At 69.7% G+C, this 17,972-nt stretch carries 16 protein-coding genes; 5 read left to right on the forward strand and 11 right to left on the reverse strand.

What is annotated here, in order from left to right:
- Window positions 1–14: 14 nt before the first annotated feature.
- The 3 genes from AACH00_RS10355 to AACH00_RS10365 all read right to left on the reverse strand — a co-directional run bounded on the left by AACH00_RS10355 (window position 15) and on the right by AACH00_RS10365 (window position 5,420).
- A complete protein-coding gene (locus AACH00_RS10355; RefSeq protein WP_341399047.1) occupies window positions 15–2,486 on the reverse strand; it encodes an ATP-binding protein in 2,472 nt (823 codons plus the stop codon).
- 17 nt (window positions 2,487–2,503) lie between these two features.
- Window positions 2,504–3,610 (reverse strand): TRAP transporter substrate-binding protein, encoded by a 1,107-nt coding sequence (locus AACH00_RS10360; protein WP_341399048.1) that lies wholly within the window; start codon window positions 3,608–3,610, stop codon window positions 2,504–2,506.
- A 73-nt stretch (window positions 3,611–3,683) separates the two neighbouring features.
- Entirely contained in the window at window positions 3,684–5,420 is a 1,737-nt protein-coding gene (locus AACH00_RS10365) for a sensor histidine kinase (RefSeq protein WP_341399049.1), read from the reverse strand.
- Window positions 5,421–5,587: 167 nt separating this feature from the next.
- On the opposite strand from AACH00_RS10365, the gene AACH00_RS10370 reads away from it, so the two are divergent.
- Complete coding sequence (locus AACH00_RS10370) at window positions 5,588–6,514, forward strand: MipA/OmpV family protein (RefSeq protein WP_341399050.1); 927 nt, start codon at window positions 5,588–5,590, stop codon at window positions 6,512–6,514.
- Window positions 6,515–6,533: 19 nt separating this feature from the next.
- On the opposite strand, the gene AACH00_RS10375 is transcribed toward AACH00_RS10370, so the two are convergent.
- The 5 genes from AACH00_RS10375 to AACH00_RS10395 form a co-directional block, all read right to left on the reverse strand.
- Window positions 6,534–6,743, reverse strand: coding sequence for a hypothetical protein (locus tag AACH00_RS10375; RefSeq protein WP_341399051.1), 210 nt, complete (start codon window positions 6,741–6,743; stop codon window positions 6,534–6,536).
- Window positions 6,744–6,836: 93 nt separating this feature from the next.
- Window positions 6,837–7,535, reverse strand: coding sequence for an SOS response-associated peptidase (locus tag AACH00_RS10380; RefSeq protein WP_341399052.1), 699 nt, complete (start codon window positions 7,533–7,535; stop codon window positions 6,837–6,839).
- A 23-nt stretch (window positions 7,536–7,558) separates the two neighbouring features.
- Window positions 7,559–9,478, reverse strand: coding sequence for an inorganic phosphate transporter (locus tag AACH00_RS10385; RefSeq protein ID WP_341399053.1), 1,920 nt, complete (start codon window positions 9,476–9,478; stop codon window positions 7,559–7,561).
- 33 nt (window positions 9,479–9,511) lie between these two features.
- A complete protein-coding gene (locus AACH00_RS10390; RefSeq protein WP_341399054.1) occupies window positions 9,512–10,333 on the reverse strand; it encodes a flagellin N-terminal helical domain-containing protein in 822 nt (273 codons plus the stop codon).
- A gap of 182 nt (window positions 10,334–10,515) precedes the next feature.
- A complete protein-coding gene (locus tag AACH00_RS10395) occupies window positions 10,516–11,952 on the reverse strand; it encodes a methyl-accepting chemotaxis protein (RefSeq protein WP_341399055.1) in 1,437 nt (478 codons plus the stop codon).
- A 233-nt stretch (window positions 11,953–12,185) separates the two neighbouring features.
- Between AACH00_RS10395 and AACH00_RS10400 the strand changes: the two genes are divergently transcribed.
- Window positions 12,186–13,469 carry a DUF4397 domain-containing protein gene (locus AACH00_RS10400; RefSeq protein WP_341399056.1) on the forward strand — a complete coding sequence of 428 codons (1,284 nt, stop codon included), beginning with the start codon at window positions 12,186–12,188 and terminating at the stop codon, window positions 13,467–13,469.
- An 80-nt stretch (window positions 13,470–13,549) separates the two neighbouring features.
- Here AACH00_RS10400 and AACH00_RS10405 read toward each other — a convergent pair whose 3' ends face one another.
- Window positions 13,550–14,428 carry a pirin family protein gene (locus AACH00_RS10405; RefSeq protein ID WP_341399057.1) on the reverse strand — a complete coding sequence of 293 codons (879 nt, stop codon included), beginning with the start codon at window positions 14,426–14,428 and terminating at the stop codon, window positions 13,550–13,552.
- 22 nt (window positions 14,429–14,450) lie between these two features.
- The gene (locus AACH00_RS10410; RefSeq protein WP_341399058.1) at window positions 14,451–15,074 is read right to left on the reverse strand and encodes an FMN-dependent NADH-azoreductase; all 624 of its coding nucleotides are present in this window, start codon (window positions 15,072–15,074) and stop codon (window positions 14,451–14,453) included.
- A gap of 127 nt (window positions 15,075–15,201) precedes the next feature.
- Here AACH00_RS10410 and AACH00_RS10415 point away from each other — a divergent pair, with 127 nt between their 5' ends.
- Window positions 15,202–16,179 (forward strand): LysR family transcriptional regulator, encoded by a 978-nt coding sequence (locus AACH00_RS10415; RefSeq protein WP_341399059.1) that lies wholly within the window; start codon window positions 15,202–15,204, stop codon window positions 16,177–16,179.
- Here the strand turns inward: AACH00_RS10415 and AACH00_RS10420 are convergent.
- Entirely contained in the window at window positions 16,148–16,714 is a 567-nt protein-coding gene (locus AACH00_RS10420; RefSeq protein ID WP_341399060.1) for a GNAT family N-acetyltransferase, read from the reverse strand. The two genes, AACH00_RS10415 and AACH00_RS10420, sit on opposite strands and share 32 nt — an antisense overlap.
- Before the next feature lie 77 nt (window positions 16,715–16,791).
- On the opposite strand from AACH00_RS10420, the gene AACH00_RS10425 reads away from it, so the two are divergent.
- Complete coding sequence (locus AACH00_RS10425) at window positions 16,792–17,070, forward strand: DUF427 domain-containing protein (protein ID WP_341399061.1); 279 nt, start codon at window positions 16,792–16,794, stop codon at window positions 17,068–17,070.
- On the forward strand, window positions 17,051–17,875 hold the full coding sequence (locus AACH00_RS10430; RefSeq protein ID WP_341399062.1) for a hypothetical protein: 825 nt from the start codon (window positions 17,051–17,053) through the stop codon (window positions 17,873–17,875). The genes AACH00_RS10425 and AACH00_RS10430 overlap by 20 nt, the downstream gene beginning before the upstream one ends.
- Window positions 17,876–17,972 lie beyond the last annotated feature (97 nt).

Here is a 17,972-nt window from a genome sequence, read left to right on the forward strand (position 1 = left end):
CGCCGGGCGCCTGCTCAGGGTGCCATGCGGCGGATCATGTCCGCCAGCACGGCCAGGTCGACCGGCTTGCTCAGGTGGCCGTTCATGCCGGCGGCCTCTGACGCCTGGCGGTGTTCGGCCATGGCGTGCGCCGTCATGGCCACGATGGGCACCTTGCGCACCGCACCGGGCAGGGCGCGGATGGCTAGGGTGGCGGCTTCACCGTCCATCTCGGGCATCTGGATGTCCATCAGCACCAGGTCGTACTGGCTGGCCTGCACCTGCCGCACCGCTTCCACGCCGTTGGCCACGATGTCGCAGTAATGGCCCAGCCGGTCGAGCATCGCCTTGATCAGGATCTGGTTCACGCCGTTGTCTTCGGCCACCAGAATGCGCCGCCGCAAGGCGCCGATGCTCGTCGGGGCTGGCAACGCCGGGGCCACCTGCGGCGCTTCGCGGGCCAGCGGCAGCGGCAGCGTCACCCGGAAGGTGCTGCCCTGGCCCAGCACGCTCTGCGCTTCAATGCGCCCACCCATCAGCACCGCCAGGTCGTGGCTGATGGCCAGCCCCAGCCCACTGCCGCCGTAGCGCCGGGCCGTGCGGCTGTCGCCCTGCAGGAAGCGCTCGAACAAGGTGGGCAGCATGTCAGGCGCGATGCCGATGCCGGTGTCCTGCACCTCGATGCACAGCTGCATCTGGCCGTCGGTCAGCGGCGTGGCCGACAGGCGCACCCGCACGTCGCCACGGTCGGTGAATTTCAGTGCGTTGCCGATCAGGTTGAACAGGATCTGCCGCAGCCGGCTGGGGTCGCCCATCAGGGGCGGCAGGGCATGGCCTTCGAGGTGCAGCCCCAGGCCTTGCGCCTGCGCCCGCACCGAGAGCAACTGCACCACGTCATTCACGGTGCCCAGCGGGTTGAACGAGACGATCTCCAGCGTCATCCGGCCAGCCTCGATCTTGGACAGATCAAGGATGTCGTTGATGACCGCCAGCAGCGCCTGGCCGGACTGGCGCATCAGTTCGCACAGCCGCCGCTGGTCGTCGTTCAGGCCACTGGCCAGCAGCAGGCCGTTGGTGCCCAGCACGGCGTTCAGCGGCGTGCGGATCTCGTGGCTCATCTGCGCCAGGAAGCGCGACTTGGCTTCGTTCGCAGCCTCGGCGTCGGCCTTGGCCTGCGCCAGTGTCTGCTCCGAGCTGGTGATGTCGCGGAAGACGCTGACGACGCCGCCGTCGGGCATGCGCCGCTCGATCGCGTGGATCACCATGCCGCTCGGCAGCTGCTGCTCCAGGTGGCCTTCAGGCCGGCGGTGGGCATCCAGCCGGGCCTGCACCCAGCGGCGTTGCTCGTTGTCCGGCAGCTCGGGGTGAATGGCCTGAACGGCCGTGTAGGCCAGGGTTTCGTAGGGCGTTCCGCGGCGCAGCACACCGCGAAGCCACGGGAAGATGGCCTCGTACCGCGGGTTCCAGGCCACCACGCGTTCGTTGGCGTCACACAGCAGGAAGCCGTCGGCCATGGCGGCCAGGGCCTTGTCCAGGGTCTGCCGCGATTGCTCGGCCCCTGCGCGGGCGCGGTGCGTGATCTGCAGGAACCACAGGGCCGTGGCCGCCGAGGCCAGCACCAGCAGGATGAAGCCGCCGGTGACCAGCAACACCACCGGACGTTGCTGGCGCGCCGGCAGCAGGGCCTGGCGGGTGGGCAGGCTGGCTGAAATCAGCAGCTGCGGATAGAGCGTCGGTCGCACCGCTACCAGCGCGTCCTGTCCGTCCAGCCGGGCGGCCATCGGCTGGGCCAGGCCGGTGCTGTTGGCGCGGTTGAGCGGCGGGCTCAGGCGCCGGCCGGCCAGGGCGGTCTGCTCGGGCACCATCACCAGCAGTTCGCCGTCGTCGTGCTCCAGCGTCATCTGCACGCCGTCGCTGTCGGCGTCGCGGTCCAGCACCGCGGCCATCTGCGCCACGGGCACTTCGGCCACCACCAGCAGACGTCCCACCCCCGGCCATTCCACGGGCCGGGCAAAGAACAGGGCGTTTTCCGCGGTGGCGAAATTCAGCGTCGGCTGGCTCACCAGCATCTGCGGTGCGGCCTGGCCCATCACTTTGTTGACGAAGGCCGGCGGCAGCGGAGAGGCCAGTTTCGTGCGGTTGCCCAGGCCGGCGACCATGACCGTGCCGGTGGCGTCCACCAGCATCAGGTCGCTGATCAGCAGGTTGCGGTTGATGGCGGCACGCAGCAGTTGGGCGCTGAGGGCCTTGTCGAGCTGGCCGTTGCGTTGCAGCGCCGGGTTCAGCAGCTCGCGCGTGCCGGCGAGCATCACGTCCACGGCCAGCAGCCCGCGGTTGATGTCGGACTCCGCGCTGTTGATCAGCCGTGCGCTGCGCTGGCGGGCCGCCTGCATCGCGTCATGTTCGGCATTGCGGATCAGCGTGCCTGCCACCGCCGCCATGCCGGCGACGAAGACCACGGTGACCCCGGCAATGGCGATGCGGCTGCGGCGCAGGATCGTGGGCATGCAACCGCCTGTCGGCCTCAGGGTTGTCGGGCAGTGATGCCGCTGACAGGGGCCAGGTGGTGGTTCCAGGCCTCGGCGCAACTGGTGCCGCAGCGCTGCACCCAGCGCGCCAGCACGGTGCTCGCGAAGATCTCGCGGCGCCGGCGTTCATCCTGCGGCGTGGCGCGGACTTCGGTCATCGCGCCTTTGCGGCCGGCCTGGCATTGGCTGGCGCCGATGTTGCACGCCACGCCGTCGCCGGTCTCGCGGCTGGCCTCGTCCCAGATGCGGGTTTCGAGCTTGCCGAGTTCCACCTTGAGCAGCTGGCGTTGTCCGGTGGTCAAGGCTCCCCAGGCATCGCCATTGGCACCAAACACCGCCATGCCCCAGCTGATCGCCAGGCTGTGGATGTGGGTGGTGAGCTCGGGCAGGCCGATGGTGTTGCCCGACATGCTGCCGGTGATGGCGCAGTCGATGTTGCTGTTGCGCAGGTTGCCGACGATGCTGGCAAAGGGCAGCGGCACCGGTGTGGCGCCCACGGCTTCGACCCAGTCGGCCTGCGACGTGCCCGTGGTGCGGATGCGGCGGCCGGTCAGATCGCCCAAGCCGCTGAAGGGGCGGTTGCAGAACAGCATCTGCGCCGGGTAGACATAGACAGCCAGCAGCTCGATGCCGTAGCGCTCGCGCAGCGTGCTCGCCATCACCGGCCGGAAGGCGTGGGTGTGCTTGCGCAGTGCGGCGATGTCGGGGTTCAGGCCGGCCAGGTCGGGGGCGGCCAGCAGGGGCTCCTGCACGCCGCTCAGGCTGAGCAGGGCCGTGCCGAAAGGCACCACGCCCAGCTGCATCAGCCGCAGCATGTCCTGGCCGCGGATGCCGGCACGGTCAAAGGCCGTGACTTCGCCGTTGAGCTTGCCGCCGGTCAGCTGGGGCAGCTCCCGCGTCCAGAACGGCTCTTCATGGCGGGTGAACTGGTTGACGTTCGCCAGGCCGCCGACCACCCGCAGGGTGATGGGTGCGTCAGGCGCGGCGCCGGAGGCGGTGGTGGATGACGGGGCGGTGGTGGCCGCCGAAACGGCGACTGGCGTAGCGCCCAGCAGGCCGACCGTCAGCCAGAGCGCACAGGTCAATCGGGTCAGCCCGGGCATGTTCAAAGCGAGTCCTCGGTGCCTGTTTGCTGCAGGGTGGCACACCGGCAGTATCGCAAAGGCCGCGAGGTCATTACAAGTTGGCGGGCGTGGGTCCGCCCGGGGGTGGTTCGATCGGCAGCACCAGGCGAACGGCATGTCCGCTGCCGCCGGTGTTTTCGCCCAGCAGCTGGCCACCCATGCGGCGCGCCAGGGCCTGGGCCAGCGCCATGGCCAGCCGGGGGCCGAGCTCGGCCTCGGCGTCTTCGGTGTCCAGGGCAAAGGGCTGGGCGCCCATCGGCAGGCTGGCCTCGCCATTGCCCGGGGCTTCCACATGGCACACCACCGCGTCGTCCTGGGCCCGCACGCCCAGCAGCACCCGGCCCGGGCCGCCGGTCAGCAAGGCATGGCGCACCAGGGCTTCGAGCAGCTGGCGCAGGCGGGCGGCGTCGCAGTGCAGGTAGTCCGGCACGGCTGGCGCCACTTCCAGCTGCAGGTGCTGGCCGCGCTGGGTGGCCAGCAGCGAGAGCGCCTCCGCCACTTCGCGCAGCAGCGGCCGCAGCGGCTCGGGCTCGGGGCGCAGGTGCATCTGTCCGGCTTCGATCAGGGCCAGATCCTGGATCGCCAGCAGGTGCTGGTTGAGCTGGTCGGTGCCCATGCGCACCACCCCCGCCTGGTCCGCCGGCAGCTCGTCGGCGATGGCCAGCAGCCCGTTCAGCGGGCGACGCAGTTGCTGCGCCAGCCGGGCCAGGAAGCGGCTCTGGGCCTGATGCGCCAGGCGGGCCTGCTGTTCACGCGCCGCGAGCAGGCTGTGGCGCTGCTCCAGCCGACGCAGGCCCAGCACGATGCTGGCGGTGACGCCCAGCACCGCCAGTGAAATCAGGGCGGCCATGCCCAGCACCGCGGTGCGGGTGGTGCGCCAGCTGTCGAGCACTTCATCGGTGGCCGTGGCCACGCTGACGCGCAGCGGGTAGGTGCCCACCTGGTGCCAGGCATGGATGCGGTCGACCGGATCGGTGGCGTCCATGCCCCGGCCGCTGTAGCGGCCCATCGCGCCGGCCAGCGGCTGCACGAGCGGGCTGCCCGGGTTGAGCTTGCTGCCCATGCCCTGGCTGTCGCCGCCCATCACGCGGGCGCGGATGACCTGGTCCTGGCCGACCAGCGCGACGCTGCCCAGGCGGCCCAGGGCCACGCCGCCGAACACGTCCTCGAAGTAGGCCGGGTCCAGCGAGGCCACGACCACGCCCAGACCATGGCCGTCGGGCGCGCTGATGCGGCGCGACAGCTGGATCGTCCAGCGCTGCGACACCTTGCCCAGCACCGGCTTGCTGATGAACAGGCCGCGGTCGATGATGCCTTCGGGGCCCAGGTGCACCCGCACATGTTCACGGTCAGACAGGTCGATCGCGCCGGTCTGGCGGCCATCGGGGTCGAGGTTGCTGCCGCGGAACCGGCCGTCCGGCCCGATGTGCGAGAGCTGCACCAGGATGCGCGGCGCCAGTCCGGTTTCACCCGCCAGTGCGACGAGGTCGGGTGGCTCACCGCGCTTGATCTGGTCGCGCAGGCGCAGCAGCGCCTGGTCGGCGCCGGCCAGCACCCGCAGCGTCTGCTCTTGCAGCACGCTGGCCAGGTTGGCGTTCTGGCGGAGCTCGGCCTCCACGGTTTCGTCGCGCTGCAGGCTCAGCATGCCGAGCGTGGCGCCCCAGGTGCCCAGCAGCAGCAAGCCCGCCAGCACCAGGGCCAGGGTGCTGAGGCGACCGGCGCGCGAGGCACCGATGGCAGTGGTCGTGGTGGGCAGTTCGGCTGCAGTCAAAGGCGTCGGCCCATTCATGGCATGCGATGCATTGACGATGCCACACCGAACCACTCGCCAGAGGCCGCAAAAACCCCCAAGCCGGGCAGATGCTCAGCCTGCCTTCATCTTTGTGTGGCACCCTCTGCGGCGATGACCTCGGGCACATCGCGGCGGGGTGTTGAACATGGCAAGGTGAGGTCCAGATGTCTGCTGATTCCATGCGTGTGCGACGGTCCTTCAGCCGGGTGTGGCCGGTGGCCCTGCTGGCCGGCCCGGGCCTGGCCTGGGCCCAGGTGTCACCACCTGCCGGTGAGGCAGCTGCCCCGGCTGCGGAAAGCTCCGCATCTGCCGGGTCAGCCGATGAGCCCGTGGCCAGCTCCCCGTCCGCGCCCTATCTGCGCACCCAGATCGGCATGGTGCTGGAAACCCGGCCCACCTACCTCGGCTCACCCAACCGCGAGACCAAGCTGCGGCCGGTGCTGGGCCTGCAATATGGCCGCTTCAGGCTGAGCAGCTCGCGGGCGTCGCTGGTGGAGTCCTCGGGCGGCGGCGGGCAGCTGTCGGGGGCCAGCGTTGATCTTTCGCCGCGGGGCCCGTGGTCGCTCAACGCGGCCTTGCGCATCGATCATGGCCGTGGCGCTGGTGATGACCCGCTGCTGGCCGGTTTGCCCGAGGTGCGCCAGACTGTGCGCGGACGGGTGAGCGCCCGTTACGCCATCACGCCCTCGTGGAGCGCCGGCGCTTCGCTGTCCACCGACTTGCTGGGCCGCAAGGGCGGTACGCTGGGGGCGCTCGATGTGGGCTGGAGCACGATGCTGACGCCGGCCTGGCGCTGGACGCTGGGCGGCGGGCTGGGTTTGGCAGATGCGACCTACATGCGCAGCTATCACGGCATCAGCCCGGAGGTGGCTGCAGCCACCAGCCGGACGGCTTATGTGCCGGGGGCTGGCATGCACGGCGTGGGGGTGTCGACGGGCCTGACCTGGAACGTGAGCCCGGCCTGGCGGCTGGGTGCCACGGGGGCGTTCGGCCGGCTGACCGGGCCGGCGGTGGACAGCCCCTTGACCCAGGCACGCAACAACTGGTCGGTCAGCGTGGGCGCGGTGTGGGTGAAGGACTGGCGGGACTGAGCCTCGGCGGCTCAGCGCTTCAGCGGCGGCCGAAAAACTGGCGGAACAGGTCTTCGCTCAGCAGCTCGCGCACATGCAGGCCGCGCAGGGTTTCGCGGAAGGGGCTGGGTTCGGCATTCGGCAGGTCCATGTCCACCGGCATCGGCAGGGTGTCGGGCCAGATGGCGCCGCGGGGCGTGGCCGGCTGACTGGCCTTGACGGGCAGGCGGGGGGTCATCGGGTAGCTCATCAAAGGCTCCGTGGAAGCGTTCTGCACATGGCTCATCTTCGGCCGAGTGCCGATTGAACTTCAGCGGAAACAGCAGGGGACGAGCCGCGCTGTTCAGAGCACCACGGGCTCGATCAGCGATGCGCCATCGTTGCCGGCCCGGCCCACGGCGCGCCCCACCGGCCAGGCTTGCAGGGCCTGCGGCGGGGTGAGGGGCAGCAGGGCGGCCAGGGCGTCGGGGTCTTGCAGCTGGCGGTCCAGCCAGGCGCCTTGGTGCTCAGGCGTGACGATGACCGGCATTCGGTCATGCACCGGGGCCATCGTCTCATTGGCATCGCGGGTGATGATGCAGCAGCTCAACCGCCAGTCTTCGTCACTGGTGGAGCCCTCCGGGCGCCAGGCCTCGAACAGGCCGGCAAACGCCAGCAGCGGGCCATCGGCGGCGCTGAAGTACCAGGGCTGCTTGTAGGCCTTGCCATCGGCGCCGGTCATCGGCTGCCATTCATAGAACCCGCTGACCGGGATGAGGCAGCGACGGCGCCGCACGGCCTGGCGGAACGAGGGTTTGCCGGCCATGCCTTCGAGCCGCGCGTTGTTGAGCTTCGCGCCGATCGACGGGTCTTTGGCCCAGTGCGGAATCAGCCCCCAGTGCATCAGGTCGGCCACGCGTTCGCCCTTGGGCGTGTTGCGCACCACCGGCACGGCCGAAGTGGGCGCCACGTTCCAGCGCTGCGGGAAGGGCTGTACCCGGGTCAGGCTGAAGGCCTGCACGAGGGTGGCCGGGTCATAGGCCACCACGTATCTGCCGCACATGTGGGGTGCCTCCGTGGCGCCGCTCAGCGCGCCCGCTTGGTGATCAGGAAGCGGTCGACCACGCGCCAGCCGGCGGGCACGGGCTCGTCCGCATGGCGGCGGCGCGGCACGCTGTCGATGCCGAGCATGAACACCTCCAGGCCGTCCGGGCCGAGCCGGCAGCGCAGGAAGCCCTTGTGGTCGGCAATGGCCAGCGCACCGAAGGCGTTGTTGGGCAACTGGCCGAACACCCCGCTGGCCAGGGCCAGCCAGGCGCCGAAGATCAACCCGCCCACCCCCATGCCGGCCAGCGCCACCAGCCACCAGGTGGTCAGCGCCGCGCCCATCGACACCAGCGGATCAGCGGCCGCCAAGGCCCCCGGCCACAGCGCATTCACGGCGTGCTCGGCGCCCAGAAACAGCAGGAAGATGGCGAAGCTGTGCACGGCGCCCAGCGCCAGCCCGCTGGCCAGGCGGCCCGGCCACGTTCCCGGGCCTTCCCAGGCCACGCGCACGCAGGCGGTCAGCATGGCCGCATTGATGAAGGCGGCAAACGGGCTGACGACGATGGCCTTGAGCCAGTGCAGGGCGGCGTCCCACAGGCCGGGCGCGGCCACGGCGGCCAGGCTGGCGTGGAAGTTCGCCGCCGTCACGTAGGCATTGAAGCCGTAGAGCAGGCCCAGACACAGCGCAAAGCCGAGGTTGGAATCCCAGGCCTCGCGCAGCGTCTGGCTGACGCCCAGCTGCCACACCGGCCGGCTGGGGCGCAGCGCGAACATCGACCACAGTGCCCGCCAGGCCAGCGCGCGGGTGCGGGCCGGTGGCGGGAAGCTGCAGGCGTGCTCGAACCGCGGGTTGTGGGGCGAGGCCGTGTGGGCGCCCGCGCCCGGCCGGCCCACCCGCACGCGCTGGCCGAGGTCGGCGCTGCTGGCTTGTGGTTCGGGCTCGCGGTCGAGCTGCTTGGTGGTCTGCACGTCGGGGCTGTGGGTGGGGTGCAGGAAGGCGCCGCCACTGCCGCAGGTGATCAGGTGGGTGTCCAGGCCGGTGGCCGGGTCGCGGGCCAGGGTTTCGCGCTGGTAGTGGTGCAGATCACCGGCGATGCGGGCGCGCAGCCGGGCACCCCGGGCCTCGATCATGGCTTCGAGGCGCTGGTAGCGGCGCGGATAGCCGGGGCTGGCACCGTCGCCCAACGGGCGGGTCCAGTAGGGTTCGGGGTAGACCACCAGCACATCGTCGCCCGGCTGGATGCCCGCCGGGTTGTCAGTGGCCAGCAGGCTTGCAAAACCTTCGAGCTGTTGCCGGTCGATGTCGCCCACCAGGGCGAAGTCGAGGCCGAGGATCCAGAAGCCTTGCGGCAGCCGGGTGGCGAACCAGGTCTGGCGCTGCGGCGTGCGCGCACCGATCACCGCGCCGCGGTCGTAGTTGACGAAGTAGCGGCAGAAGGTGGAGGCCGAATCGAACCAGTCGTGGTTCTGCGGAATGGCCACCAGGGTCTTGCGCGGGCCGGGCTGGTCGGGGTCGACGAAGCGGCTGGCCGGGTCGCGGGCCATGGCCAGCATCTCGATGAAGCGGTACTGGTACTCCTGGGCGCTGGCGCCGGGGTAGGCCAGGTCACCGCCCAGCACCAGCAGCTCGCCCTCGGGCAGGGTCCGCATCTGGCCGTTGTCGTCGGGCACGGTCAGTTCACGGGCCAGCAGGGCTTGCGCCACGGTGAAGGTGGCATTGCCGCCGTCGCCGGTGTCCGACATGAAATCGAACCAGAAGGGCTGCTCGACGCTGGCCGGCTGGGCAGACAGATCGACCGGCGTGAGCACCGGCGACAAGGTCTCGCGGCGGTCGAGGTTGCGCTGGAAGTCGACGGACTGCACCAGCTCACGACCGGCTTGCCAGAGTACGCCCGGGGCGTACCAGGCAACGCGGCGGCGCTGGTCAGGCGGAATGTTGCTGCCGAAGGTGCGGGCCATGCCCGCATGCTAACCGCGCGGCGCGGCCGGGCGTCAGGCCACCAGCATCAGCAGGTTGCGGCGGTTCTGGGTGCTTTGCGCCAGCATGCTGACGGCGGCGTACTGGGCCGTCTGGGCGCTGTGCATGCGGCTGACTTCCGCCGCCATGTTCGAGCCGGTGAGCCGCTCATAGCTGCTGCTGCTGGCCGCCACCTGCTGCTGCAGGCTGCTGGCGGCCGAGGACAGCCGCGACTGCGCTGCGCCCAGCGTGGCCCGCAGCTCCGACACCGTCTTGAGGGCGTCGTCGAGGCTCTTGGTCATCTGCGCGGCGTGGCTGGGGCCGGCCTGCGGACCGCTCAAGCTGCCGGCGGTGGCCGCCATCACCTGCGCGTTCTGCTGTAGGTTCTGGGTGTCCACGGTGATGGTGTCGGTGGGGCCGGGGCCGGCGGGCAAGGGCGTGCTGCCGGCATCACCGGCCAGCACGGCCTGGCCATTGAACCGGGTGCTGGCCAAGGTGCGTTCCACCTCGGCGGCCATCTGCCGGTACTCGCGGTTCAGGGCCTCGCGGTCGCGGTCGGTGTAGGTGCCATTGCCGGCCTGCTGGGCCAGCTCGCGCATGCGCTGCAGGTGCTCGGTCGTCTGGCTGAGTGCGCCGTCGGCGGTTTCTGCCAGCGACTGGCCGTCTTCCATGGCCTGCACGGCCACGGTGCTGCTGCGCAGGGCGGCTGCCAGGCGATCGGCAATGGCCGAGCCGGCGGCGTCGTCGGTGGCGGAGTTGATGCGGCGCATCGTGGCGATGCGCTCGATGGCGGTGCGCTGGTTGGCTGACGACTCACGGTCGGCAGGCAGCGCCGACATGGAGTTGAAAGACAACATGGGCGGCCCTTTGGCAACCCTGAAAGCAGGCTGCCGTCGGCGTCACTATGGCACGCGCCTCCGGAAATCTGAAGCCCTCGGCAGGGCCGCTTGTGCCATGTTGGCGTGACTTCCTTCGCGTCTGGCGCCCTGTTGTGGCGTTGCGTGCTTGTGCCGCGGTCTGGTGCCGGGCGGGAGGGGCCTCAGCCCGGTGTGCGCTGGCTGACGCGCGACATCGCCCCGGCCAGGGTCACGGCCTGGTACTTCAGGCTTTCTGCCGCAGCGGCGCTTTGCTCCACCAGCGCGGCGTTCTGCTGCGTCACCGCATCGAGCTGGCCCACGGCTTCATTCACCTGCACCAGGCCGTCGCTTTGGGCGCTGGCCGCGGCGGTGATCTCGCCAATCATGTCGCTGACGCGCTGCACCGAGGCCACGATGTCGTTCATCGTGCTGCCGGCGTCCTGCACCAGGCGCGTGCCGTTTTCCACCCGCTCGACGCTGGCGCCGATCAGGGTCTTGATTTCGCGGGCGGCACCGGCCGAGCGCTGGGCGAGCGAGCGCACCTCGCCGGCCACCACCGCGAAGCCGCGGCCCTGCTCACCGGCGCGGGCGGCTTCCACGGCGGCATTCAGCGCCAGGATGTTGGTCTGGAAGGCGATGCCGTCGATCACGCTGATGATGTCGGAGATCTTCTTCGACGCGGTGTTGATGTCGCTCATCGTCTGCACGACCTCAGACACCACGGCGCCGCCACGCTGGGCCACGGCTGCGGCCGATGCGGCCAGCTGGTTCGCGGTGCGGGCGGAGTCGGCTGTCTGGCGCACGGTGCTGGTCAGCTGGACCATCGACGACGCGGTTTGCTGCAGGTGGCTGGCGGCCTGTTCGGTGCGCTGGCTCAGGTCCACGCTGCCGGCGGCGATTTCGGACGAGGCGTTCTGGATGTTGTCGATGCTGCCGCGCACCGAGCCCATGACAGAGTCAAGCTCCATCAGCGTCTGCTTCATGGTGCCGGCGCCCTGGGTGCTGGTGTCCACCGCGGCCACATCCAGGCTGATCTGGCCATCGGTGCTGCGCACCTGGCTGAGCAGCTGGTTCATCTCTTCCCCCTGCGCGGCGTCGCGGCGCATCAGGATGGCCATCCACACCTCGAAGGTGGTCTGTGCCACGACGTAGCCGGCGTGGATCAGCACGCGGGCGAAATCAGGCTCGGTCAGGCAATACACCCCGACGCCGCTGGCTTGCAGCCGGTCTGCCACCACGTGGTGAACGGCAATCACGCCGGCGGCGACCAGCAGGGGCCGCCAGTCCCGGTACAGCAGCAGGAAGGCCAGGGTGACGAACACGCCGAAGTGCACCTCCAGCAGGCCGCGCGCCAGCTGGATGTGCAAGGCCACCATGCCCATCAGGCTGGCCGCCAGCACGAGGCGTGCGGTCAGGCTGCCCGGGGCCAGCAGGCCGGCGGCCACGCCCACGCCGAGCAGCGGCAGGCCCACCGCCAAGGCGACACCGAGGCTGCCGTAATAGCTGCCGATGGCCAGCGCCATCAAGGTCGACCCCGCCAGGATCAGCATCAGCAGCTTGTCGGCCTTGGTCGACAGCCGGACTTGCAACTGGGTATGGGAAAGCAGCGGGGTGGACATGGAATGGGGGCCGGTAATACTTCGTAGGGAGTTATCGACATACTGAGGGGGTTTGTTGAGATGGAAGGCGTGAAATGCGCCACCATCACCCGGCTGTTCGGGGGTGTTATCCGGTGGATGAAGGCTTGTGTGCGCTTCACCAGCGGGCATCACTGGGCAACATGCCAGCAAACTGGCGCCGCTCAAAATCGGTTAACCCGGCCAGTCGGCCGCGAAGACAGGACCCTCGTCGCATGAAAAAACGTTCCTTGCTCGGCCTCGTGGCCGCAGTGCCCCTGGTGCTTCTGGCTGGCTGCGGCGGCAGCAGCGAGAAGGAGGCCACCGTCCGTCTGCTGAACGCCAGCGCGGGTTACAGCTCGGTCGACCTGTATGTGGAAGACGAGAAGGAAATCGGCGCCATCGGCTTCGGCACGCTGAGCGACTACGTGGGTGTCACCTCGGGCGATGTGACCGCAGAGTTCACCAACGCCGGCTCAACCACCGCGCTGCTGACCAAGAGCCTGTCGCTGGGCACCGATGACGCCTACACCCTGGTCACCTACGGCTGGGAAGGCGCGATCAAGTCCGTCGTCATCACCGAGAACCAGGACGATGCTGACAGCGGCGAGAGCAGCGTCAGCGTGCTGAACACGGCGGTTGATGCCGGCGCGCTCGACATCTACCTGACGGGTACCGATGAATCGCTCGACTCCTCGACCCCGGTGCTGAGCAATGTCAGCGGCGGCTCGCGTTCGTCTTTCGCCACGGTCAAGGCCGGTACCTACCGCCTGCGCATCACCGGCTACGGCGACACCAGCGATCTGCGTCTGGATATCGCCGAGGCGGTGGTCTCCAGCACGGGCGTCTACACCTTCGTGCTGACCCCGGGCAGCGGCGGCGTGCTGGTCAACAGCCTGATGCTGAAGCAGGGCGGCGCGCTGACGCAGCAGCTCAATACCAAGGCCCGCGCCCGCGTCGTAGCCGGCATGGCCAGCGGTGGCAAGGTCACCGTGAAGGCGGGCAGCACCACGCTGGCCACCGCCGCCGCTTCGCCCGCGATCAAGGACTACGCCCTGATCGACGCCGGCACCGTGACGCTGACCACCAGTGTCGACGGCACCGCGCTGACCAGCACCACCCAGACCATCAAGGCTGGCTCTGACACCACGCTGCTGGTGACGGGCAACAGCGCTGCTGATGCGACCGTGAAGGTGCTGAGCGACGACAACCGCCTGCCCACGGTGAGCACCAAGTTCAAGATGCGTCTGGTGCATGCCGCGCCCTCGCTGGCCAGCGACGCGCTGACCTTGACGCTGGACCTGGAAGACCTGGTGACCGACCTGACCTGGGGCACGTCGTCGAGCTTCGTCAGCCGCACGGGCACCTCCAGCAGCAGCCTGGAAGTGAACTCGCTCTCCTCGACCACGCCGGTGTTCAGCGTGACCGAGCAGGCCTACCTGTCCAACAGCATCTACACCGTGTTCGTCTATGACACGTCGGCCGGTGTGGCCACGGCCAAGGTCAAGAAGGACCGTTGATTCCGGTCAGCACTGAGCACTGACAGGTTTCAACCATGACAAAGGGGCTGCATTCGCAGCCCCTTTTTTGTTGTGTGGCCTCAGGCCATCTTGCCGGCCTGGAAGTCTTCGACAGCCTGGTAGATCTGTTCGCGGTTGTTCATCACGAACGGGCCGTACTGCACGATCGGCTCCTTCAGCGGCTGGCCGGCGATCAGCAGGAAACGCGCGCCCTCTGGGCCGGCCTGCAGCGTCACGCCGTCGCTGCCGGACGTGTTGGCCAGTATGGCCATGCGCTGCGTGGGCACCGCCTGCGTGCCGATCTGCACACCGCCGCGGTAGACCTGCACGAACGCGTTGTGGTGCTCGGCCAGCGGGTGGCTGAAGCTGGCGCCTGCGGGCAGGTGCACGTCCAGGTACAGCGGCTCGGTGACCGGGCGCTGCATGGCGCCGGCCACACCGGCGTGGTGGCCGGCGATCACGCGCACCACGCTGTCGCCGCTGCGAACTTCGGGAATGGTCTCCGTCTGGATGTCGACATAACCCGGGTCGCAGAGCTTGTCCTTGGCGGGCAGGTTCAGCCAGAGCTGGAAGCCCTCCATCACGCCTTCTTCCTGCTCGGGCAGCTCGCTGTGGATGAGGCCGCGGCCGGCGGTCATCCATTGCACGCCGCCGTTGCTCAGCAGGCCTTCGTTGCCGGCGGAGTCGCGGTGGCGCATGCGGCCCGCGATCATGTAGGTCACGGTTTCGAAGCCGCGGTGCGGGTGGTCGGGGAAGCCGGCGATGTAGTCATCGGGCTTGTCCGAGCCGAAGGCGTCGAGCATCAGGTAGGGGTCGAGCCGGCGCTGCAGGTCTTGCGTCAGCACGCGCGTCAGCTTGACGCCGGCGCCGTCGCTGGTGGCCTGGCCGGTCACCACGCGCTCCACGGTGCGGGGGTGCAGCACGGTGGTGGCGGTGGTGTCAGCTGTGGTCGTGGTCATGGTGTGTCCTTGGTTCGTTCGCTCAGGCAACAGCGCCGCTCAGCAGCTCATCGATCTGGGCGCGGGCGCTGGCCAGGCCGGCGGCTTCGGCGTCGGGGCCCATGGCCATGCCTTCCGCGTAGATGAAGTGCACGTCGGTCATGCCCAGGAAGGCGAGGATGCCACGCAGGTAGGGCACCTGGGTGTCGGCCGGCTGGTCACGCCAGATGCCGCCGCGGCTGAGCACCACGTACACGGTCTTGCCGGTCAGCAGGCCGCGCGGGCCGGTGGCGGTGTATTCGAAGGTGACCCGGGCCCGCGAGATCGCGTCGATCCAGTTCTTCAGCTGCGCGGTGATGCCCAGGTTGTACATGGGCGAGCCCAGCACCAGCACGTCGGCGGCCTGCACCTGGGCGATCAGCGCGTCGTCCAGCGCCACGCGGGCGGCCTGTTCGGCGCTGCGCTGCTCGGCAGGGGTGAACAGCGCGCCGAGGGTGGCTTCGTCCAGCACCGGGTGCGGCTGGCGAGCCAGGTCACGCACCGTGTGGGTGGCGCCGGCATGGCGGGCCAGCAGCGCGGCGCTCAGCTCGTTGGCGAGGCGGGTGGAATGCGAGCCCTGGCCGTTTTCAAAGGCGCGGGCACTGGTGTTGATTTGCAGGATGTTCATGGTGGGCTCCGAAGGTTGGTGCCACTCCGTGATTCGGGCTGGCATGGGGTGAACTTTATTGGTGGCTGGATGATTGATAAACCCGTTGCTTTGGGTGTGAATGTTCCATTGGTGGAACAATTGCGCCATGGACCCCAACGACCTCGCCCTCTTTGCCCATGTGGCCGACGCCGGCAGCTTCACCGTGGCCGCGGACCGCCTCGGGCTGCCCAAATCCACCGTGTCGCGCCGTTTGACAGCGCTGGAGGCGCGGCTGGGCGAGCGGCTGATGCAGCGCACCACCCGCCGGCTGACGCTCACCGACTTCGGCCTGGGCGTGCTGGAACATGCCCGCCAGGTGGTGGCCGAAACCGACAGCGTGCTGGCCCTGGCCCAGCACCGGCAGGCCGAGCCGAGTGGGGTGCTGCGGGTATCGATGCCCGGCGACATCGCGCAGCTGGTGCTGGCCGATGCCCTGGCCGCCTTCGTGCGTGATCACCCGCGCGTGACGCTGGCACTTGACCTCTCACCCCGTCGGGTCGACCTGGTGGCTGAGAGCTTTGATCTGGTGGTCCGCATGGGCTCGCTGCGTGACGAGGCGCATTTGTCGGCCCGCCGGCTGGCCACGTTCCAGACCGGCCTGTATGCGTCGCCGGGCTGCCTGGCCGCACTCGACGCGCCGCAGCACCCGGACGAGCTGCTGGACCCCGAGCGTGGCTGGCGCGCACTGGTGATTGCGCCCGGCGGGGTGGGGCGGCCGCTGCCCTGGGCCTTGCAGCAGCACAGCATTGACGGCCAGGTGACGGCGCGCTGGGAAGGCCTGCCCGCACGCGCCACGCAGGCCAACTCACCGGCGCTGCTGCTGCAATTGGCCGAGGCCGGGCAGGGCGTGGCGGCGGCGGGTGAGTTTTTTGCGCACCGCGCCGTGCGCGACGGCCGCCTGGTGCGGGTGCTGCCCGACTGGCAGCTGCCCGGCGTGGATTGCTGGGCGGTGTTCCCGGAGCGGCGGCTGATGCCGGCCAAGACCCGCGCCTTGCTCGATGCGATGGTGCAGGCTCTGGCCCCCTGTGAAAACCAGGAAGCCGGCCCCGCGTTCAACCCGCTGGCGCGTGCGCCCAGGCCCTGACCAGCAAGCCGTACAGCGCTGAATCAGACACTTCGTCACCGACGATCCAGCGCTCGCGCAGCACGCCTTCCCGCTCGAACCCCAGTCGCTCGAGGCTGCGTGCAGACGCGGTGTTGCGCGGGTCGATGTCGGCTTCCAGCCGGTGCAGGTTCAGCGCCGGAATTGCCCAGTTCAGCAAGGCTGTCGCCGCTTCGTGCATCAGGCCTTGTCCGCCGTGCGCCGGGTGCAGGGCGTAGCCGATTTCGCCGCGGCGGCATTGCGGCATCAGGTTGAACAGCGAGCAGGTGCCGATCAAGGCCTCGGGGGCGGTGTGCAGCGCCAGGCCCAGTCGCAATGATTCACCGCTGGCCAGGCTGCTGCGGTCGCGCGCCACCATGGCGTGGGCCGGGGCGTCGTCGGTCCACGGGCCGTGGCTCCAGTAGCGGGTCACATCGGCGTGGCTGTAGAGCGCAAACAGGGCGGGCACGTCGGCCTCCACCAGCGGGCGCAGGTGCAGGCGGGGCGTGTGGAGCTGGACGGTGGAGAAGTCAGGCATGGCGCGAGTATGCCGAGGCGCGCCGGGCTGGCACACTGGCGCTTTTCCTGCTCTGCCGCTTGCGGGCGGTTCCTCCCATGAAAGCGATCTGGAACGGCGCCGTGCTGGCCGACAGCGACGACATCGTCGTGGTTGGTGGCGACCAATATTTCCCCGAAGCCGCGCTGCAGCGCACGCACACCTCGTTCTCCAACCACCGCAGCAGCTCCGAGCGTGGCCAGGCCCACTACCTGAGCCTGTTCGTGAATGGCGAGTTCAACGCCGATGCGGTCTGGTTCTATCCGGAGCCGGCCGAGGAATACCCCGAGCTCAAGGGCCGCGTGGCCTTCTGGAAGGGTGTCCAGATCGTCGACTGACGGCGCGGCTGCGGCCGGCGTCGTCACGCTGACCACCGCCCACCGCCGCCGGCTGAGGGCGCTGTGGCGCTCGGCCGGCTGGCCCAGCCACGACGCGCTGGACCTGGAGCTGCTGGTGGCCGGGCTGCTGAGCCGCCACCTAGACGCCGCCGGCCGCGAGAGCCTGCGCCTGACCGACGCCGGCCTGCATGAGCTGGCGCGCACGGTGCAGGGCCACCGCAGCGCCCGCGATGCGCATGAAGCGCTGGTGGCGCGGGTGTCGCTGGAAATGCACCGCGCTGGCCGGCTGGTGTGGCGGGGCTTGTCGCTGCGTGCTCCGGTGGCCGCCGAGGTGGCTGGCCCGGACGGCAGCACGGCGGCGGTCACCCGCTGGGCGATGGCGATGCCGGATGTCTTTTCGATCCGGCCGAGCACGCTGGAGGCGCATGTCGAGCCGGTGGTGCACGAGATCAAGGTGCGCCGCGCCGACCTGCTCGGTGACTTGAAGAAGCCTGCCAAGGGCGAGGCCTACCGCGCCCTGGCCAGCCAGTGCTGGTACGTGCTGGCGGCCGGCATCGGCGATGAGCACGACGTGCCCGAGGTGTACGGCGTGATGCGCGCCCACCCGGTGGCCGGTGCAGAAGGCCTGCTTCGTTTCGGTGCGCTGGAGGTGCTGCGCCCGGCGCCCAGGCGGGCCTGCCGCGTGCCCCATGCCGGCTGGCTGGCCCTCGCGCGGGCCACGCCGGAGCGCTTCGATGACGAGCCGCAGGCGTCATTGATGCCTGATGAAGATGTACTGGCACCGGGCCCCGGCGACGCCGCTTGAAGACCACCCGGGAACCATCTGCGGAGATCGTCTATCGGACAAGGCGCGGGTTGGCGCAAAATCTGCTCGCGAGTTGTTGTCCACCCCCATCCTTCCC

Origin of the sequence: Ideonella margarita (genome assembly GCF_038066635.1) — a bacterium.
Taxonomy (GTDB): domain Bacteria; phylum Pseudomonadota; class Gammaproteobacteria; order Burkholderiales; family Burkholderiaceae_C; genus Ideonella; species Ideonella margarita.